This is a genomic window from Microbacterium sp. NPDC089189, from assembly GCF_040685095.1.
Taxonomy (GTDB): Bacteria; Actinomycetota; Actinomycetes; order Actinomycetales; family Microbacteriaceae; genus Microbacterium.
On sequence record NZ_JBFBHG010000001.1, the window covers coordinates 118822 to 136702 of the forward strand.

General features: G+C 70.2%; 18 protein-coding genes and 2 tRNA genes. 12 read left to right on the forward strand and 8 right to left on the reverse strand.

Annotation, left to right across the window (positions count from 1 at the left end; translation table 11 throughout):
* Positions 1-32: 32 nt before the first annotated feature.
* Together recO and AB0N73_RS00585 are read left to right on the forward strand one after the other, a co-directional pair.
* Positions 33-761 (forward strand): DNA repair protein RecO, encoded by a 729-nt coding sequence (gene recO / locus AB0N73_RS00580; protein ID WP_363559273.1) that lies wholly within the window; start codon positions 33-35, stop codon positions 759-761.
* Positions 758-1564, forward strand: a complete 807-nt coding sequence (locus tag AB0N73_RS00585) for an isoprenyl transferase (RefSeq protein WP_363559275.1) — start codon at positions 758-760, stop codon at positions 1562-1564. The genes recO and AB0N73_RS00585 overlap by 4 nt, the downstream gene beginning before the upstream one ends.
* Positions 1565-1571: 7 nt before the next feature.
* Here AB0N73_RS00585 and AB0N73_RS00590 read toward each other — a convergent pair whose 3' ends face one another.
* Positions 1572-2735 carry a PIG-L family deacetylase gene (locus AB0N73_RS00590; protein ID WP_363559277.1) on the reverse strand — a complete coding sequence of 388 codons (1164 nt, stop codon included), beginning with the start codon at positions 2733-2735 and terminating at the stop codon, positions 1572-1574.
* A gap of 184 nt (positions 2736-2919) precedes the next feature.
* On the opposite strand from AB0N73_RS00590, the gene AB0N73_RS00595 reads away from it, so the two are divergent.
* Complete coding sequence (locus AB0N73_RS00595; protein WP_363559279.1) at positions 2920-3612, forward strand: DsbA family oxidoreductase; 693 nt, start codon at positions 2920-2922, stop codon at positions 3610-3612.
* A 1-nt stretch (position 3613) separates the two neighbouring features.
* On the opposite strand, the gene AB0N73_RS00600 is transcribed toward AB0N73_RS00595, so the two are convergent.
* Positions 3614-4117 carry a glutathione peroxidase gene (locus AB0N73_RS00600; RefSeq protein ID WP_363559281.1) on the reverse strand — a complete coding sequence of 168 codons (504 nt, stop codon included), beginning with the start codon at positions 4115-4117 and terminating at the stop codon, positions 3614-3616.
* A gap of 50 nt (positions 4118-4167) precedes the next feature.
* Here AB0N73_RS00600 and dusB point away from each other — a divergent pair, with 50 nt between their 5' ends.
* From dusB to AB0N73_RS00630, 6 genes are all read left to right on the forward strand, one after another.
* Positions 4168-5328 (forward strand): tRNA dihydrouridine synthase DusB, encoded by a 1161-nt coding sequence (gene dusB, locus AB0N73_RS00605; protein ID WP_363559283.1) that lies wholly within the window; start codon positions 4168-4170, stop codon positions 5326-5328.
* Positions 5318-6682 carry a deoxyguanosinetriphosphate triphosphohydrolase gene (locus tag AB0N73_RS00610; protein ID WP_363559285.1) on the forward strand — a complete coding sequence of 455 codons (1365 nt, stop codon included), beginning with the start codon at positions 5318-5320 and terminating at the stop codon, positions 6680-6682. The genes dusB and AB0N73_RS00610 overlap by 11 nt, the downstream gene beginning before the upstream one ends.
* A complete protein-coding gene (gene dnaG, locus AB0N73_RS00615; RefSeq protein ID WP_363559287.1) occupies positions 6682-8541 on the forward strand; it encodes a DNA primase in 1860 nt (619 codons plus the stop codon). Before AB0N73_RS00610 ends, dnaG begins: the two co-directional genes overlap by 1 nt.
* Before the next feature lie 33 nt (positions 8542-8574).
* Positions 8575-9345, forward strand: a complete 771-nt coding sequence (locus AB0N73_RS00620; protein ID WP_363559289.1) for an ATP-binding cassette domain-containing protein — start codon at positions 8575-8577, stop codon at positions 9343-9345.
* A 52-nt stretch (positions 9346-9397) separates the two neighbouring features.
* Positions 9398-9470 (forward strand) — tRNA-Asn (locus AB0N73_RS00625).
* Between the two features lie 186 nt (positions 9471-9656).
* Positions 9657-11063 carry an SPFH domain-containing protein gene (locus tag AB0N73_RS00630; protein ID WP_363559291.1) on the forward strand — a complete coding sequence of 469 codons (1407 nt, stop codon included), beginning with the start codon at positions 9657-9659 and terminating at the stop codon, positions 11061-11063.
* Here the strand turns inward: AB0N73_RS00630 and def are convergent, their stop codons facing one another.
* Complete coding sequence (gene def, locus AB0N73_RS00635; RefSeq protein WP_363559293.1) at positions 11064-11630, reverse strand: peptide deformylase; 567 nt, start codon at positions 11628-11630, stop codon at positions 11064-11066.
* Between the two features lie 44 nt (positions 11631-11674).
* Here def and AB0N73_RS00640 point away from each other — a divergent pair, with 44 nt between their 5' ends.
* Positions 11675-12667 carry a DMT family transporter gene (locus AB0N73_RS00640; protein ID WP_363559295.1) on the forward strand — a complete coding sequence of 331 codons (993 nt, stop codon included), beginning with the start codon at positions 11675-11677 and terminating at the stop codon, positions 12665-12667.
* A gap of 14 nt (positions 12668-12681) precedes the next feature.
* Positions 12682-12758 (forward strand) — tRNA-Ile (locus AB0N73_RS00645).
* Between the two features lie 70 nt (positions 12759-12828).
* Here the strand turns inward: AB0N73_RS00645 and AB0N73_RS00650 are convergent.
* A complete protein-coding gene (locus AB0N73_RS00650; protein WP_363559297.1) occupies positions 12829-13452 on the reverse strand; it encodes a hypothetical protein in 624 nt (207 codons plus the stop codon).
* Between the two features lie 201 nt (positions 13453-13653).
* On the opposite strand from AB0N73_RS00650, the gene AB0N73_RS00655 reads away from it, so the two are divergent.
* The gene (locus tag AB0N73_RS00655) at positions 13654-14157 is read left to right on the forward strand and encodes a DUF3145 domain-containing protein (protein WP_363559299.1); all 504 of its coding nucleotides are present in this window, start codon (positions 13654-13656) and stop codon (positions 14155-14157) included.
* Between the two features lie 142 nt (positions 14158-14299).
* On the opposite strand, the gene AB0N73_RS00660 is transcribed toward AB0N73_RS00655, so the two are convergent.
* From AB0N73_RS00660 to AB0N73_RS00675, 4 genes are all read right to left on the reverse strand, one after another.
* Entirely contained in the window at positions 14300-15538 is a 1239-nt protein-coding gene (locus AB0N73_RS00660) for a beta-ketoacyl-[acyl-carrier-protein] synthase family protein (protein WP_363559301.1), read from the reverse strand.
* A 52-nt stretch (positions 15539-15590) separates the two neighbouring features.
* Positions 15591-15839 carry an acyl carrier protein gene (locus AB0N73_RS00665; RefSeq protein WP_363559303.1) on the reverse strand — a complete coding sequence of 83 codons (249 nt, stop codon included), beginning with the start codon at positions 15837-15839 and terminating at the stop codon, positions 15591-15593.
* A gap of 69 nt (positions 15840-15908) precedes the next feature.
* Positions 15909-16913, reverse strand: coding sequence for a beta-ketoacyl-ACP synthase 3 (locus AB0N73_RS00670; RefSeq protein WP_363559305.1), 1005 nt, complete (start codon positions 16911-16913; stop codon positions 15909-15911).
* Positions 16910-17830: an ACP S-malonyltransferase gene (locus AB0N73_RS00675; RefSeq protein ID WP_363559307.1), complete on the reverse strand. Its 921-nt coding sequence runs from the start codon at positions 17828-17830 to the stop codon at positions 16910-16912. Before AB0N73_RS00675 ends, AB0N73_RS00670 begins: the two co-directional genes overlap by 4 nt.
* Positions 17831-17881: the final 51 nt, after the last annotated feature.

Genomic DNA, 17881 nt, shown 5'->3' on the forward strand with positions numbered 1-17881 from the left:
TCCATTGTCGCTGGCGCGCGGGATAATCGAGTGTGCCCACCTATCGCGACGAAGTCGTGGTCCTGCGGACCCACAAGCTGGGCGAAGCCGACCGCATCGTCACCATGCTCGGACGCCGCACCGGCAAGATCCGGGCGGTCGCCAAGGGGGTGCGCCGCACGTCGTCTCGCCTGGGCGCGCGGTTGGAGCCGTTCATGGTCGCCGATGTGCAGCTCTACATCGGCCGCTCGCTCGACATCGTGCAGCAGGCCGAGTCGTTGGGCACCTACGGCGCCGAGATCGCGGGTGATTACGACAGCTACACCGCCGCCAGTGCGATGGCCGAGACGGCCGATCGGCTGGGTGACGCCGAGGCCTCGCCGTCGCACTATCTGCTGCTGGTGGGCGGACTCCGGGCGCTCGCGCAGTCCGCGCACGCACCGCGCAGCATCCTCGATTCCTACCTGCTCCGCGCGTTCGCGCTGTCGGGCTGGGCTCCCGGGCTGGACGAGTGCGCCCGGTGCGCGGCGCCCGGTCCGCACTCGTCCTTCGTCGCGCAGGCGGGCGGCATGGTGTGCGCGAACTGCGCCCCCGCCGGGTCTGCCCGGGTCGACGCCGAGACCACCGGGCTGCTGCGGGCGCTGCTGGCCGGCGAGTGGGACGTCGTCGACGCCGCGTCCTCGCGCGCGACGTCCGCCTCGTCGGGTCTCGTCGCGGCCTACGCGCAGTGGCATCTCGAGCGCGGCATCCGATCCCTGTCCCACGTGGAGTCCACCCGATGAGCCCCAAGCCGTACACCCACCGCGACGCCGTGCCGTTCCGTCCGCTCGACTGGACGGGGGAGTACCCGCCGCAGTACCCCAAGGGGGCCGTGCCGGCGCACATCGCGGTCGTGATGGACGGCAACGGCCGGTGGGCGAACGCTCGCGGGCTCACGCGCGTCGAAGGACACAAGGCGGGCGAGGCGGCGTTGCTGGATGTCGTCGCCGGTGCGATCCAGGCCGGTGTGCGCCACCTGTCCGTCTACGCGTTCTCGACCGAGAACTGGAGTCGCTCGCCCGATGAGGTGCGCTTCCTCATGGGTTTCAATCGCGACGTGCTGCACCGGCGCCGCGACCAGCTCAACGAGTGGGGCGTGCGGGTGCGGTGGGCGGGACGCAAGCCCCGCCTGTGGGGATCGGTCATCAAGGAGCTGCAGTACGCCGAGCAGCTCACGCGCGACAACGACGTGCTGACGCTCACGATGTGCGTCAACTACGGCGGGCGCGTCGAGGTCGTCGATGCCATCCGCTCGATCGCCGACGACGTGGCCGCGGGGCGGCTGAAGCCCTCGGCGGTCTCGGAGAAGCTCGTGCAGCGGCGGCTCTACATCCCCGACATGCCGGACGTCGACCTGTTCGTCCGCTCCAGCGGCGAGCAGCGCACCTCCAACTTCCTGCTGTGGGAGTCGGCGTACGCCGAGTACGTCTTCCTCGACACGCTGTGGCCGGATTTCGGGCGCCGCGACCTGTGGCGGGCGATCGATCAGTACCTCGGGCGCGATCGACGCTTCGGCGGCGCCGTGGATCAGCCGACCGAGGGCTGAGCCCGCGTCAGCCGATGCCGAGCTCGGCGTCGGTCTTCGGGTAGGAGCGCTGCAACCAGGCACCGAACCCGCGCCGCTGCAGGCACGCGGCGTTGTCCGCGCACGCGATGACCAGGTCCTCCTTGGCGTACACCCGGTAGACGTCGACCTTCCGGGCCAGCTGGTCGCCCGAGAGGTTGATCGGCAGGTTCTCCGAGGGGTAGCCGATGAAGTACCGGACCGCATCCACCGGGTAGCCGACGGACTGCCACGCGGCGCGTACGAGCGAGCCCGTCGCGGCGTGGTCGGGGTGGTCGCCCACCGAGAGGGCAGAGGCCCCCGGCACGTGCGTGAACAGACGGGTCGGGCCCCATGCCGTGATCGCCTCGGCGATCGTCTGCTGCAGCGATGCCGCCGTGACCGCGGGGCCGCCGTCCAGCGGGGCGAGCGAGGCGATCGTGCCGGCCAGCAGCTGGGGGATGCTGCACCCGCCGGTGGCCGGGAAGCCGCTGGACTTCAGCCCGCCGTCGGGAAGCCGAAGGAACGCGACGCTCACCCGCGGGTCGCCCTGAGGGGAGAAGACCGACAGGCGGGCTCCCGAGAGCAGATCCACGCTGCGCTCGTCCCAGAAGGCCTTGGCGCCGCGCATCACGTTGTAGGAGCGGAGGATGCCGAGCTCACGGCCCCGCGAGTAGGCCTGGCCCTTTCCGGCGTCGCCGGCGGTGAGGTACAGGGTGCGCACGCATTCGCCCGCGGAGATGGCGGCGGACAGCTCGGGATTGGCGAAGATCAGGTCGTCGTCCTGATGCGCCCACACCGACATCACGGATGTCGTGTCGCAGGGCTGGGCGAGCGGCGAGACGGGCGCCGGGGGAGCGGGCGGCGCCGGCGGGGCGGGAGGCTCGACCGGAGCCGGCGACACCGTCGGCTCGGCGTCGGGTCCGTCCGGCAGCGGCGGGTCCTGTTCGGGCGGCGTCGACGGGTCGGCGCCCTCCCCGCCGTCGGGCACCGCGAGCGGCGAGGACGTGTGGTCCGGTGCGAATGGGAACGATGTCGAGAGCCCGGGCAGGACGACGGTCGCTGCGGCGGCGGAGCCCGCCACCACCAGGACGGCGACGACGGATGTGATGATCGCGATGCTCGCACGACGTCGGCGATGACGCGTGTGGCGCGCGGAGGTTCGGGTCCCCACGACTACTTCCCCAGGTGGTGCTCGGTGAGCCGTCCCCACGACGGCCCGCTGCTTCCATCGCAGCCATCAGCATCGTCTCATATCGACCGGCCGCGGCACGCGATTGGATGCTAACGATCGGATGAACACGGCGAAGCATCCCCGCACGGGAATACACGACGTGGGGCACGGCGTTTCCCTCGTCATGACTGACCCGATTCGTATCGACGTGTGGAGTGACATCGCCTGCCCCTGGTGCTACATCGGCAAGCGCAATCTCGAGTCGGGGCTGCGCGCCACGGCATCCGACGAGAACGCGCCCGAGGTGGAGGTCGTGTTCCACTCCTACGAACTCTCTCCCGACACCCCGGTGGACTTCGAGGGCGACGAGGTGGACTTCCTGGCCGGGCACAAGGGGATGCCGCGCGACCAGGTGCGCCAGATGCTCGACCGCGTGACGGGCGTCGCCGCCGAGGCGGGCCTGGACTACCACTTCGACATCCTGAAGCACACCAACACCGTCAAAGCGCACGAACTGCTGCACTTCGCGAAGGAGCAGGGGCGTCAGTACGACATGACCGAACGCCTCATGGCCGCCTACTTCGTCGAGGGACGCCATGTGGGCCGCGTCGACGACCTGGTGGCGCTCGCGGGCGAGATCGGCCTCGACGAGACCGCCGCACGCACCGCGCTCGAGCAGGGCTCGTTCCGCGACGCGGTCGACGCCGACAAGGCAAAGGCGAGCGCCTACGGCATCTCCGGCGTCCCGTTCTTCGTGATCGACGGCAAGTACGGCGTCAGCGGCGCTCAGCCGGCGGACGCGTTCGCGCAGATCGCCCGCCAGGTGTGGGCGGAGCGGCAGGAAGCGTCCGCCGACGAGGCGGCTCCCGCCGTCTGAGTCAGGCGCGCAGGTTCCGCTCGATGACCTCGACGATCGCCGGGTCATCGGGCTTGGTCGTCGGGCGGAACCGGTGCACGTCGCCTGCGGGCGTCAGCACGAACTTCTCGAAGTTCCAGAGGATGGGGCCGCGCTTGCCCTCCTCGTCCTTCGCCCGCTTGAGCGCCTTGTAGAGGGGCGCCGCACCCGGGCCGTTGACCTTGACCTTGTCGAGCACGGGGAAGGTGATGCCCCAAGTGGTCGCGCAGTACTCGAGGATCTCCTCGACGCTGCCAGGCTCCTGACCCATGAACTGGTTGCACGGGAAGCCGAGCACGGTGAGGCCACGCTCGCCGTAGGTGCGCTGCAACTCTTCGAGCTGCTCGTACTGCGGAGCCAGTCCGCAGCGGGACGCGACGTTGACGATCAGCAGCACGTCGTCGGCGTAGTCGCCGAGGGTCGCTTCGCCCCCGTCAGCGGTCGTGAAGGGGATGGTGCGCAGGTCGTCGGACGTGGTCTCGCTCATGGGTTCAGCGTACGCCGCCACGGCGGCTCCGGGTCTGGGAGAATGTCTAGGTGAGTACCTCCATCGCCCCCGCGCGCCCCCTGCGGCTCGGCCCCATCGAGGTCGACGTGCCCGCGGTGCTGGCGCCTATGGCGGGGATCACGAACACCGCCTTCCGACGTCTCTGCCGGGAGTACGGAGCGGGCCTCTACGTCAGCGAGATGATCACCTCTCGCGCCCTGGTGGAACGCAACGCCACCACGATGCGACTCATCCGGCACCACGAGTCCGAGACACCGCGCTCGGTGCAGCTCTACGGCGTCGACCCCGCCACCGTGGGCGCGGCCGCGCGGTTGCTCGCCGATGAGGACCGCGCCGACCACATCGATCTGAACTTCGGCTGTCCCGTCCCCAAGGTGACGCGCAAGGGCGGCGGTGCCGCCCTGCCGTGGAAGTCCGACCTGTTCGCCGACATCGTGCGCGCGGCCGTCGACGGTGCCGGCCACATCCCGGTGACCGTGAAGATGCGCAAGGGCATCGACGTCGATCACCTCACGTTTCTGGATGCGGGGCGCGCGGCCGAGGACGCCGGCGTCGCCGCCGTCGCGCTGCACGCCCGCACGGCGGCGCAGTTCTACTCCGGCTCCGCCGACTGGTCGGCCATCGCCGCCCTGAAGGAGGCGGTGACCAGCATCCCGGTGCTCGGCAACGGCGACATCTGGTCGGCCGACGACGCCGTGCGCATGATGGCCGAGACGGGCTGCGACGGCGTCGTCGTCGGGCGCGGCTGCCTCGGTCGGCCCTGGCTGTTCGGCGACCTCGCGCGCGCTCTGGGCGGGGGAGCGGGCACCGAGCCGGTCGATGCGACCCTCGGGTTCGTCGCGGCCGCGTTCCGGCGTCACGCCGAGCTCCTCGTCGAGTTCTTCGAGGACGAGGACCGCGGATGCCGCGACATCCGCAAGCACGTGGCGTGGTACTTCAAGGGGTATCCGGTGGGCGGTGAGACGCGTGCGCAGTTCGCGTTGGCGTCGTCGCTCGCCGAGATCGACGACCTCATCGGCACGCTCGATCTCACCGCCCCGTACCCCGGCGAGGCGGCGGAAGGCCAGCGCGGTCGTGCCGGGACACCCAAGCGCCCGGCGCTGCCCGAGGGGTGGCTCGACAGTCGCGACCTCGCCAAGGACGCCGCCGGCGCGATGGCGGAAGCGGAGCTGGATCACAGTGGCGGTTGACGAATCCCTGTCGTCGGGTCTGCGGCCCGACGGATACGCCGACGTCGATGCCGAACGTTTCCACCCCGAGCAGCACCGCTCGCAGCGCGACGACTTCGCGCGCGACCGGGCGCGCGTGCTGCACTCGGCATCGTTGCGCCGTCTCGCGGCCAAGACGCAGGTGCTGAGCCCGGCGAGCCCCGCCGATTTCGCCCGCAACCGTCTCACGCACTCGCTTGAGGTCGCCCAGGTGGGACGCGAGCTCGCCTCGGCGCTGCAGCTCGCCCCCGACGTCGTCGACACCGCGTGCCTGAGCCACGACCTCGGGCACCCGCCGTTCGGCCACAACGGCGAGCGTGCGCTGAACGACTGGGCCGAGGACATCGGTGGGTTCGAGGGCAACGCCCAGACGCTGCGCATCCTCACCCGTTCCGAGTCGAAGGTCATCGGTCCGGGCGGCGAGAGCTACGGGCTGAACCTCACCCGGGCGAGCCTCGACGCGACGTGCAAGTACCCGTGGACGATCGACAGCCCCGTGCCCGACCCGGGCGGCCGCCTGAAGTTCGGCGTGTACCCGGACGACGAGCCGGTGTTCCGCTGGATGCGCGAGGGCGCGCCCGGTCGCGTCCGTTGCATCGAGGCCGAGGTCATGGATCTCTCCGACGACATCGCCTACTCGGTGCACGACTTCGAGGACGCAATCGTCAACGGCTATCTCGATCCGCAGCGGATGTCGGACCCGCGCCAGCATGCCGCGCTGCTGAGCGCCATCCAGACCTGGGTGGGGTACGACTTCACCCGCGACGAGCTCGAGGACGCGCTGTACCGGCTCACCCGACTGCCCGAGTGGATCCCCGCCTTCGACGGCACGCGGGCCGCCCATGCGCGGTTGAAGAACCTCACCTCCGATCTGATCGGACGCTTCGCGCGCGCGGCGACCGCGGCCACGCGTGAGGCCTACGCCACCCCCGTGCTGACCCGCTACCGGGGCCACGTCGTCGTGCCGCGCGTCATCGAAGCCGAGATGGCTGTGCTCAAGGGCACGATCGGCGCGTTCGTGGTCTCGATCGAGGGACGGAAGAGCCTCTACCGCGAGCAGCGCCAGGTCTTGAAGCGCCTCGCCTCGGCGCTGTGGGAAGCGCCCGAGCACCTCGACACGCTGCACGCCGAGGACTTCGCGCACGCGGCGAACGAGGCCGCCCAGCGCCGCGTGATCGTGGATCAGGTCGCGAGCCTCACCGATCGTTTCGCCCTCGGGTGGCACCACCGTCTCGTCGGTGCGATCGACAGCGAGACGCTCGACGTCTGGATGCCCGACAGCCGCGCGATCGCGCGGTCGCTGTACGCGCTGCCCGAGCCGCTCGAGGGGTTCTGATGGCGGGCCGGATCTCGCAGGCGGATGTCGAAGAGGTGAAGGCACGCACCAACCTCGCCGACATCATCGGCGAACGCGTGGCGCTCAAGTCGGCGGGCATCGGGTCGCTCAAGGGCCTGTGCCCCTTCCATGACGAACGCAGCCCCAGCTTCCACGTGCGGCCGCAGGTCGGCTTCTACCACTGCTTCGGATGCGGCGAGTCGGGCGACGTCTACACGTTCCTGCGCCGGATGGATCACCTGACCTTCACCGAGGCGGTGGAACGCCTCGCCGCCCGCGCGGGGTACTCGTTGCACTACGAGGAAGGCGGCGCGGCCCCGGAGACCTCCGGCCGCTCGCGGCTGTACGCCGCCAACGCCGCGGCCGCCGAGTATTTCCGGGCACAGCTGCTGACCCCCGACGCGGAGGTCGGTCGGCGGTTCCTGGGCGAGCGCGGTTTCGACGCGGGTGCCGCGGCCCACTTCGGGGTGGGCTTCGCCCCCGCCGGATGGTCGAGCATGCTCGACGCGCTGCTCGCTCAGGGGTTCACGCGTGACGAGCTGCTCGCCGCCGGCCTCGTCTCGCAGGGCCAGCGCGGCGTGTACGACCGCTTCCGCGGCCGGCTGGTGTGGCCCATTCGTGACGTGACCGGGCAGGTGCTCGGGTTCGGCGCGCGTCACCTGCTCGAGAGCGACAAGGGCCCGAAGTACCTGAACACGCCCGAGACCGCGATCTACAAGAAATCGCAGGTGCTCTACGGCATCGATCTCGCCAAGCGCGACATCGCCCGCGGGGAGCCGCGACGGGTGATCGTGGTCGAGGGGTACACCGACGTGATGGCGGCTCACCTCGCCGGTCTCACCACCGCCGTCGCCACCTGCGGCACCGCGTTCGGCGGCGAGCACATGAAGGTGCTGCGCCGCATCATGGGCGATGACACCGCCGCGGAGATCGTCTTCACGTTCGACCCGGATGCGGCCGGCGAGAAGGCCGCGGTCCGCGCCTTCGCCGAGACGCGCACCTCGACGGCGCAGAGCTTCGTCGCGGTCGGCCCCACCGGACTCGATCCCTGCGACCTGCGTCTCGCCCGCGGCGACGCGGCCGTCCGCGGGCTCATGGACACCAAGGTCCCGATGTTCGAGTTCGTCATCGACCAGCGGCTCAAGGGCCTGGATCTCGGCACGGTGGAGGGTCGTCTCGCCGGTCTGAACGCCGCTGCGCCGCTGCTCGCCGACATCAAGGACGAGCCGCTGCGCCGCCGCTACGAGCACGTGCTCGCACGACGCCTGGGGGAGGACCTCGGCGACGTGCACCGCGAGGTCGCCCGCCAGCGCGCGCGGGCGCAGAAGCCCGAGCAGGCCGAGACGCCGCGCGCGTCGGCGCCGGAGCGCGAGGCAGAGACGGCGCCCGTCGTGCGTGTGACGCTCGCGTCGCTGCCGCGTGACGCCGACCTCGAGCGGGACGCCCTCATGGCTTTCCTCCAGTACGGCCACCGCGTCGACCCCGTCGAGTTGCGCGCCGCCCTCGACGAGACGTTCTCCCATCCGGCGTTGGAAGCGGTGCGCTCCAGCGTCGCGGCGGTGCCCGATCACACCCGGCCCGGATGGGCCGCCGCGGCGGTGGACGCCGTGCGGGAGCCCTACCGTTCCCTCGCCGCCGAGCTGCTCACCGGGGTCTTCCCGGCCAAGGACGAAGCGCACGCGGTGGTGTCGGCGAAGGACCTCGCGATCCGCATCCAGCTGCGTGCCATCGACCGCCGCAAGCGCGAACTCGTCAGTGCGCTGCAGCGCCTCACCGCCGACTCCGCCGAGGGGCGTGAAGTGCAGGTGAGGTTGCGCGAGCTGGATGCGGCGCGCCAGCGCCTGACCGCCTCGCAGTAGCGTTCGACGGACGGAGCAGGCAGGATGAGCACCATGACGCCCCCCGAGGACAGCATCGTCTGCAGCGATCTGAGCATCGCGCACAGCGCGCGCGGCGAACGCGTGATCGACGGGGTGTCCTTCCGTCTGCAGCGGGGCGGCGCGCTCGTGCTCGTGGGTGCCACCGGCTCGGGCAAATCGACTCTCGCCGCCGTGCTGGCGGGAGCCGCCGCCGACTCCGTGACGGTCGTGGGCGGAGACGCCGTGGTCGAGGGCATCTCGATCCGCCGCGCAGGTCGCGGGCGTCGGATGCTGCCAGTGCTGGTGGGGTATCTCGGACAGACCGACGGCGCGGAGCTTCCGGCGCGCCTGACGGTGGGAGAGATCGTCGCGGAGCCCGCCACGAGCCGCCAGAAGCGCCTCAACATGCGCGCGCTCAACCTGCGCGTGGTGACGCTGCTCGACGAGCTGGGCCTGCCCCTCGGCGTCGTGAACTCGTTCCCGTTCGAGCTCAGCGCCGGTATGCGTCAGCGTGTGGCCCTGGCGCGGACGCTGCTCCTCGACCCGAAGATCGTCGTCGCCGACGAGCCGTCGACCAACCTCGACGTCGAGGCGCGCGAGATCGTCCGCGAGGTGCTGCAGCGTCGTCAGCAGGAGGACGGCACGGCGCTCCTGCTCGTCGCCAACGAGGCGCAGACCATGGCCCGCTTCGACGCCGATGTGCTCGTGCTGCAGGGCGGTCACGCCGTCGGGTACGGACGCACCTCCACCGGTATGCAGTGGACGCCGAGTTCGGAGGCGGATCACCGCCTCGTGTCGTCGTGAGCCCCGGACGTTTGCTACGATAGTCCGGTTGCCTTCGCGAGAAGGACAGCATTCCTCGGTAGCTCAATTGGCAGAGCAATCGGCTGTTAACCGATAGGTTCTTGGTTCGAGTCCAAGCCGGGGAGCGAGAGTACTGCGTTATCTAGCGCAGCTCTCACTTAAGGCCCGGGCTTCCACCCCGGGCCTTTTCCTTTGGCTCCCGCGCCCCTATCGGCAGGTCGGCGGTATCCACAAGCGTGGACGGCCGGTCCATACGTCTCGATAGGCTGGCTGTGCGCCGTGTCGACGCGGCGCGCTACCGGAGGAGAGCCATGGAGATCGCCGCACTCGGAGCCATCGGACTATTCGTCATCATCGGCGTGGTCGTCCTGATCGTCGTGGTGGTGATCGTTCTCATCCTGATCCGCGCCTGGTACCGCGTGGCGAAGGCGGATGAAGCGCTCGTCATCGTCGGTAAGAGGCAGAAGAGCAAGGACGGCGACTCCTCGCGCATCACCGTCATCACGGGCGGCGGCGCGATCGTCAACCCGCTGACGCAGCGCGGCGAGATGATCTCGCTGCGGGCCCGCCAGATCAAGATGGAGCCGACCGCGCAGTCCTCGAACGGCGTCACGGTGAACGTGAGCGGCGTCGCGCTGGTGAAGATCGGCTCGGACCCCGAGTCCGTGCGCCGCGCTGCCGAGCGGTTCGCGTCGCAGGACAAGGCGATAGAGCAGTTCACGACCGAGCAGCTCGAAGGTGCCCTCCGCGGCGTCGTGGCGACGCTGACCGTCGAGGAGCTCATGCGCGACCGGCAGCGCCTGTCGGACCAGATCGCCGAGGGCATCAAGGGCGACCTGTCGTCTCAGGGTCTGATCCTCGATTCCTTCCAGATCCAGGGCATCACCGATCTCAACGGCTACATCTCGGCGCTGGGTGCGACCGAGGTCGAGCGCGTCAAGCGTGACGCCGAGGTGGCTCGGATCAACGCGGAGCGCGAGATCCGGGCACGGACCATCGCCACGCAGGAAGCCAACCTGATCGAGCAGACCGCGCTCGACAAGAACTCCGCGGCCGCGCAGGCCGAGGTCGGTCGCGCCAACGCCGAGGCCGAGCAGGCGGAGGCTCTGGCCCGTGCCGAGCGCCAGCAGGCCGTCCTCCTGCAGGAGGCCGAGAACAAGCAGGCACGCCTCGACGCCGAGATCAACAAGGTCGCCGACGCCAACCTGTACGAGCGCCAGCGCAACGCGGACGCCGACGCCTACGGCAAGGTCAAGGCCGCCGAGGCGCAGGCGCAGATCGCGCAGCAGGACGCCACGGCCACGCGCCTGCGGGCCGACGCCGACGCCGACGCCGTCCGTGTCGCCGGTGAAGCGCGCGCTGCGGCCATCACGGCCGAGGCCGAGGCGCTCAGCCGCAACCAGGAGGCACTGCTCGCGCAGCGCGCCCTCGAGGCGCTCGTGCCGATGATGACCGAGTTCGCCAAGGGCTACGACAAGGTCGGATCGATCACCGTGCTCGGCGGCGAGGGCGCCAGCGGCCACCTCGCGAACGAGTCGGCCTCGGGCCTGCGCGCCACCTTCGACGCGGTGAAGGCAGCGACCGGGCTCGATCTCACGGAGATCATCCAGGGCCGTGTCGTCGGACAGGCGATGGGTCAGGCGCAGCAGTCGGCCGCGTCCCGCCCCGCAGCGGCACCGGCGGCGCCTGCCGCGGCACCCGCAGAGCCGACCGTCTGATCAGCCTTCGAGGTTGTCGACGCCCGGGAGCCACGAGGCTCCCGGGCGTCCCCATCCCCGCTTCTTCGCGATCTTCTGCGTGGTCTTCCAGTCGCCGTCGTCGAGACGGTCGACGTAGAGGATGCCGTCGAGGTGGTCGAACTCGTGCTGCAGGATACGCGCGCGCCATCCGTCGACCGTGATGTCGACGGGGGCTCCGTCGAGGTCGGTGCCGGTGAGCCGCGCACGCTCCGCGCGGCGCAGCGGGAACCGCTCGCCGGGGAATGACAGGCAGCCCTCGGACTCGTCGTCGGGGTCGGGGATCCCCGGCTCCAGCGGCACGATCCACAGTTCGGGGTTGATCACGACGCCGCGCCAGGGGGCGCCCTCGTCGTCCTCGTAGGTGTACGTGAAGATCCGCAGGCCCACGCCGACCTGGGGCGCGGCGAGACCGACGCCGGGCGCGGCGTCCATCGTCTCGAACATGTCCGCCACCAGGGTGCGGATCTCGTCCGTCACGGACTCGACGGGGGATGCGGGGGAGTGCAGCACGGGGTCACCCATGATGCGAATCGGAAGGACTGCCACGTGTCAAAGCCTACCGAGTGGCCCGCTGCCGTTAGTGTCTAAGGGTGCTGTGGGCCGGAGTGAACATCAACGACGTGGCCGACGACCTCATCGGCGTCTTCCGCGACCCGGCGATCCTGATCGGCATCCCGCTGGCTCTGCTCGGCGCGGTGTTCATGTCGTTCGGCGCGCAGTACCAGCACCGTGGCGTCATGAAGGTGGAGCGGCTCTCTGACGCCCAGGGCAACAGCGGGCTGAGCGGCGGACAGCTGCTGCAGCTGTTGCGGCGCCCCTCCTGGGTGGCGGGTGGCGTCATGCTCGGCCTCGGCATCGCGTGTCAGCTGACCGCTCTCGCCTTCGCGCCGCTCATCCTGGTGCAGCCGCTCGGCGCGGTGTCGCTCGTGATCACGACACTGCTCAACGCCCGGGTCTCGGGTCACAAGCCCACCGCGTCGTCGATCCGGTCGATCATCGCCTGCGTCGGCGGCATCCTGATCTTCGTCACCATCGCCGCGTTCGTCGCCACCGAACAGCCCATCTCCGAGACCGAACTGCTGACGATCCTGGGCCTGCTGGTTATCGTCGTCGTCGTGTTCGCGCTCAGCTGGTGGTTCTGGATGCGCAAGCACGCGCGCCCGCTCTTCTACATCGCCGCAGCCGGCATCCTGTACGCCTTCGTGGCCACGCTCGCCAAGGTCGTCATCAAGAACATCCAGAGCGGCGACTTCGGGTGGCTGTCGATCCTCTGCATCCTGGGCCTGCTCGTCGCCGTCACGCTGGGCGCCTACTTCGTGCAGACCGCCTACTCGGTGGGCCCGCCCGATCTCGTGATCGCCGGCCTCACGGTCATCGATCCGATCGTCGCCGTGGTCATCGGCCTCGTCATCCTGCAGGAGGCGGCGACCGCCGGGCCGCTCGCGCTCGTCGGCTTCGCCGTCGCCGGAGCGATCGCCGTCTACGGTGTCATCTCGCTCACCCGCAATCACCCGCAGGTGATCAGCGACAGCCGTGAGCTGCCGTTCGAGCGCGGTTCCGAGTCGCCGGGCTCCGCGCGGTAGGATTTTCGGCGCAGGGGGCGGTGGCCAAGCTGGTCAAGGCAGCGGGCTCATAACCCGACGATCGTGGGTTCAAGTCCCACCCGCCCTACCACCGTCCGTCCCGAGCGACCGGGCACGGATGCCGTCCGTCCGCGCGATGCCCCGGTCGAGTGCCCGGGCGCCTAGCTGAGCGCGACCAGGATGAACACCAGGATCAGCAAGATCACGATGATCAGCATCAAGGCGCCGAGGCCGATCAGCAGGCCGCTCGCCACGGGGTGCGCCTGGATGAACGGGATCAAGCGCCGGTCGACAGCCCGGAGCTGGGCGGGAGTGATCGGCTGCGGGAAAGGGTAGAGGGGTACACCGCGGCCGACCAGGTCGTCGCTGAGCTGCGTCATCTGCTCGATCGACCACATGTAGCCCACCAGGATGAGCAGGCGTCGGTCGCGACCGACGACGATCAGATGGTGCGTCTCGCCGAGGGCGCCGAGGCCCATGCGCGAGACCGTGACGACGCGTTCGACGTCGTCCACGGTGAAGCGCTTCTCGCGTCCCAGTCCCCGCAGCGTGTAGGTCCCGTCGCCGAACCGCAGCAGCGAGTTGCCGTTCTGCCGCCGCACGAGCAGGGCGGTCAGCCCGATCATCACGGGCCCCAGCGCCAGATAGAGCCACCCGAGGGGGAGTCCGACCGCGACCATCACCACGCCCGGGACGATGAGGATGAGGCCGAACAGGGCCGCGATCACCATGTTCATCGACGTCGACGACCGTCGGGCGGTGGGGGACATGGTCAATTCGATCACGTGCATGCTCCTCTGCGGGACGTGCCTCGACGCTACCCGAGTGAGCCCCGCCCCATCGAAGCCTTGTGGACAGGGGCTCTCAGGAGAGTTACAGACTTGTGATTTTCGAGAGGGCCGGTGATAATTGCCGAAAGAACGCACAACACAGCCCACTCCGGGTTCAGGTCGTAGGGGAAGACGCACCTGATGATCGGAGATGAAATGGCTGCACACATGGCGCGCGGAGTGGTCTACGTCCACTCGGCGCCGAAAGCGTTGTGCCCCCACCTCGAGTGGGCGGTCGGGCGCGTCCTCGGTCGCGCCGTGAACTTCGACTGGTCCGACCAGCCGGTCCTGCCCGGCAGCCGGCGTATGGAGTTCTTCTGGGAGGCTCCCGACGGTACGGGGGCGGCCCTGGCCAGCGCGATGCACGGATGGGAGCACCTGCGCTTCGAGGTGTCCGAGGACCCCACCGCGCGCACCGACGGCGGCCGCTGGATGCACACGCCGGACCTGGGTATCCACTTCGCGCAGACCGACACCGCCGGCAACGTCGTGATCGGCGAGGACCGCATCCGATACGCGATCGAGATCGCCGCGGGCGACCCGGTCGAGCTCCGTCGTGAGCTCGACGTCGCACTCGGTGCGGTGTGGGACGAAGAGCTCGAGCCGTTCCGTCACGCGGGCGACGAAGTGCCCGTGGTCTGGCTGCACAAGGTCGGCTGACCGAGGTTTCGGGTGGCGGGGCGCCACTACCGGATGTCGGATGGATCATCCCCGGCGCTGGGAACGCGAACCGCCACCCGAGAAGAGAAGAGCGACGACGAAGGGCCCGGGGAGCACCCCGGGCCCTTCGTGGTGGAACGGCTCACACGCTGGCGAAAGCCGCCACCGCGTTGTGTCCGCCGAAGCCGAACGAGTTGCTGATGGCCAGCTGGTCGCCGGAGCCGAGATCCTGCACCTCGCCGGAGACGCGGAACGGCACCGCGGGATCCTGCGTCGTGAGGTTGATCGTCGGCGGAGCCTGGCGCGCGCCGATGGCGAGCACCGTGAAGATGGCCTCCAACGCACCCGTGCCGCCGAGCAGGTGGCCGGTGGACGCCTTCGTGGCGGAGACCGGGATCTCATCGACCCGGCTGCCGAAGACCGTCTTGAGCGCCTGGTACTCGTTGGGGTCGCCGACCGGGGTCGAGGTGGCGTGCGCGTTGATGTGCGTGACGTCGTCCGGCGATGCGCCGGCCATGTCGAGCGCCAGCCGCACGGCACGGGCCGCGCCGACGCCCTCGGGGTCGTTGGCGGTGATGTGGTACGAGTCCGCGGTCACGCCGCCGCCGACGACGGCGGCGTAGATCTTCGCGCCGCGGGCACGCGCGTGCTCCTCGGTCTCGAGGATGAGTGCGCCGGCGCCCTCGCCCATGACGAAGCCGTCGCGGTCGATGCTGGTGGGCCGCGAGGCGGTCGACGGGTCGTCGTTGCGCTTCGAGAGTGCCTGCATCGATGCGAACGACGCCATCGTGATCGGGTGGATCGCCGACTCGGTGCCGCCGGCGATGACGATGTCGGCGAGGCCGGACCGCAGGTGCTCGACGGCGTTCACGATCGACTCGGTGCTCGACGCGCACGCGCTGACGACGGTGCGTGCGAACGCACGGGCGCCGAAGTGCAGCGACAGGTTGCCGGCCGCCGCGTTCGGCATGAGCATGGGGACGGTCATCGGAAGGACGCGTCGGGGGCCCTTCTCGCGCAGGGTGTCCCAGGCGTCGAGAAGCGACCACACGCCGCCGATGCCGGTCGCGAAGTCGACTCCCAGGCGTTCGGGGTCGACGTCGGGGCTCCCGGCATCCGCCCACGCCTCCATCGCGGCGACCATGGCGAACTGCGACGCCGGGTCGAGCCGCTTGGCGACGGGACGTTCGAGGACGGTGCTGGGACGCACGATCGCCTCGGCGGCGAAGGTGACGGGCAGGGAGTACTTCTCCACCCATTCGTGCTCGAGCGTGCGGGCGCCGGAGACGCCGTTCAGCAGGGCGGACCAGCTCTCCGGTGCGGTGCCCCCGAGGGGGGTGGAGGCGCCGATGCCGGTGACGACGATGCGGGTCGTGCTCATGTTCGCTCTCTGGGTCGATGCGGTGGGGGCTCAGCGCCCCCACCGCGGCGGATCACGCCTGGTTCGAGGTGATGAAGGTGACGGCGTCGCCGACGGTCTTGAGGTTCTTGACCTCGTCGTCCGGGATGGTGACGCTGAACTTCTCTTCTGCGTTGACGACGATCGTCATCATCGAGATCGAGTCGATGTCGAGGTCGTCGGTGAACGACTTCTCGAGCGCGACCTCGTCGGCCGAGATACCCGTCTCGTCCGTGATGAGCTCGGCGAGTCCGGCGAGGACCTCGTCGTTGGTGAAAGCCATGATGTCTCCTTATGTCTATGGCTGGGGGGTCGTGAACCGCGAATCAGTCTAGGGGCGGGCGCCCCGTCCTCACGGGAGGACGACCACCTGGGCGCCGAACACGAGTCCGGCACCGAACCCGATCTGCAGGGCGAGTCCGCCGCTGAGCTCGGGGTGCTCTTCGAGCAGGCGATGCGTCGCGAGGGGGATCGAGGCCGCCGAGGTGTTGCCGGTGGTCTCGATGTCGCGGCCGATGACCACGGTCTCGGGAAGACCCAGCTGCTTGGCGAACTCGTCGATGATGCGCATGTTGGCCTGATGCGGCACGAAGGCGGCGAGATCGGATGCGGTCACGCCGGCCTCGTCGAGCGCCTGGCGGGCGACCTTGACCATCTCCCAGACGGCCCAGCGGAAGACCGTGGGGCCCTCCTGGCGGAGCGTCGGCCAGGCGGCGGTGCCGTCGCGGAACTCGACCAGCGTCGAGTCCATGCCCACGGCATCCGCCTTGGAGCCGTCGGATCCCCAGACGGTGGGGCCGATCGCCGGAGTGTCACTGGGGCCGACCACGACCGCTCCCGCGCCGTCGCCCAGCAGGAACGAGATCGTGCGGTCGGTGGGGTCGACGACGTCCGAGAGCTTCTCGGCGCCGATGACGACCGCGTACCGGGCGGCGCCGGCACGGATGAGGGCGTCGGCCTGCGCCACACCGTACGTGAAGCCCGCGCACGCGGCGTTGGCGTCATAGGCCGCCGCAGGGTTCGCCCCGATGCGGTCGGCGACGACGGCCGACATCGACGGCGTCTGACGAACGTTGCTGATCGTCGCCACGATCACCAGGTCGATGAGCTCCGGGGCGACGCCCGAGCGCTGGACGGCCTCGGCCGCCGCGGCGGTGGCGAGATCGAGCGCGCTCGTGGACGCGTCGGCGCGCGTGCGTGTCACGATGCCGGTGCGCTGGCGGATCCACTCGTCGGACGAGTTGATCGGACCGACCAGGTCGTCGTTGGGAACGGCGTTCTCGCCGCGCGCGGCACCGTAGGCCAGGATCCGCGTGTAGGCGGGGCCGGTGCTCTGGCGCAAGACGGGGGCTGTCATGCCTTCTCCTCGTTCAACAGGGCGACGGCCGCATCCAGGTCGTCGGGGGTCTTCACCGCGACGGCGGGAATACCCCGGAGCGCGCGCTTGGCGAGTCCGGTCAGCGTGCCGGCCGGGGCGAACTCGATGAGGCCCGTCACGCCGGCTGCGGTGAACGCGGCCATGTTCAGGTCCCATCGCACCGGCGAGGCCACCTGGCCGACCAGCAGATCGAGGGCCCGCGTGCCGTCGGCCACCTGCGCGCCGTCGGAGTTGGACCACAACGTCAGCGCGGGATCGTTCGGCGTCAGCGCGCGGGCGGCCTCGGCGAGCACATCGACGGCGGGACGCATGTAGCGGGTGTGGAACGCGCCGGCGACCTGCAGGGGGATGACGCGGGTCGCGCGCGGGGCCTCGGCCGACAGCGCGGCGAGAGCGCCGAGCGCGCCCGCGGCGACGATCTGCCCGCCGCCGTTGTAGTTGGCGGGCGTGAGGTCGAGCTCGGCGAGGCGGGCCAGCACGGCCTCCTCGTCGCCGCCTAGGACGGCGCTCATGCCGGTCTCGGCCTGCGCGGCGGCATCGGCCATGGCGCGGCCACGGATGCCGACCAGGCGCAGCGCCTCGTCGTCGGTCAGCACGCCGGAGGCGGCGAGGGCGGCGATCTCTCCGACGGAGTGGCCCGCGACGCCGGTGACACCCGTGTCGGTGCGCGCGACGAGCGCGTGCCAGGACAGCAGGCTCGCGGCGACGATGAGCGGCTGTGCGACCTTGGTGTCGCGGATCGCGTCGGCATCCCATTCGGTGCCGGCCGCGCGCAGATCGACCTCGGCCGCGTCGGAGTACGCGGCGAGCCGCTCGGCGATGCCGTCGAGTTCGAGCCAGGGGGAGAGGAACCCCGGGGTCTGGGAGCCCTGCCCGGGGAAGAGACCGATGATCACCTGTCTATCCTGCCAAGGTCTGGGCGGGACTTCTGGCGATGACGCCACAAG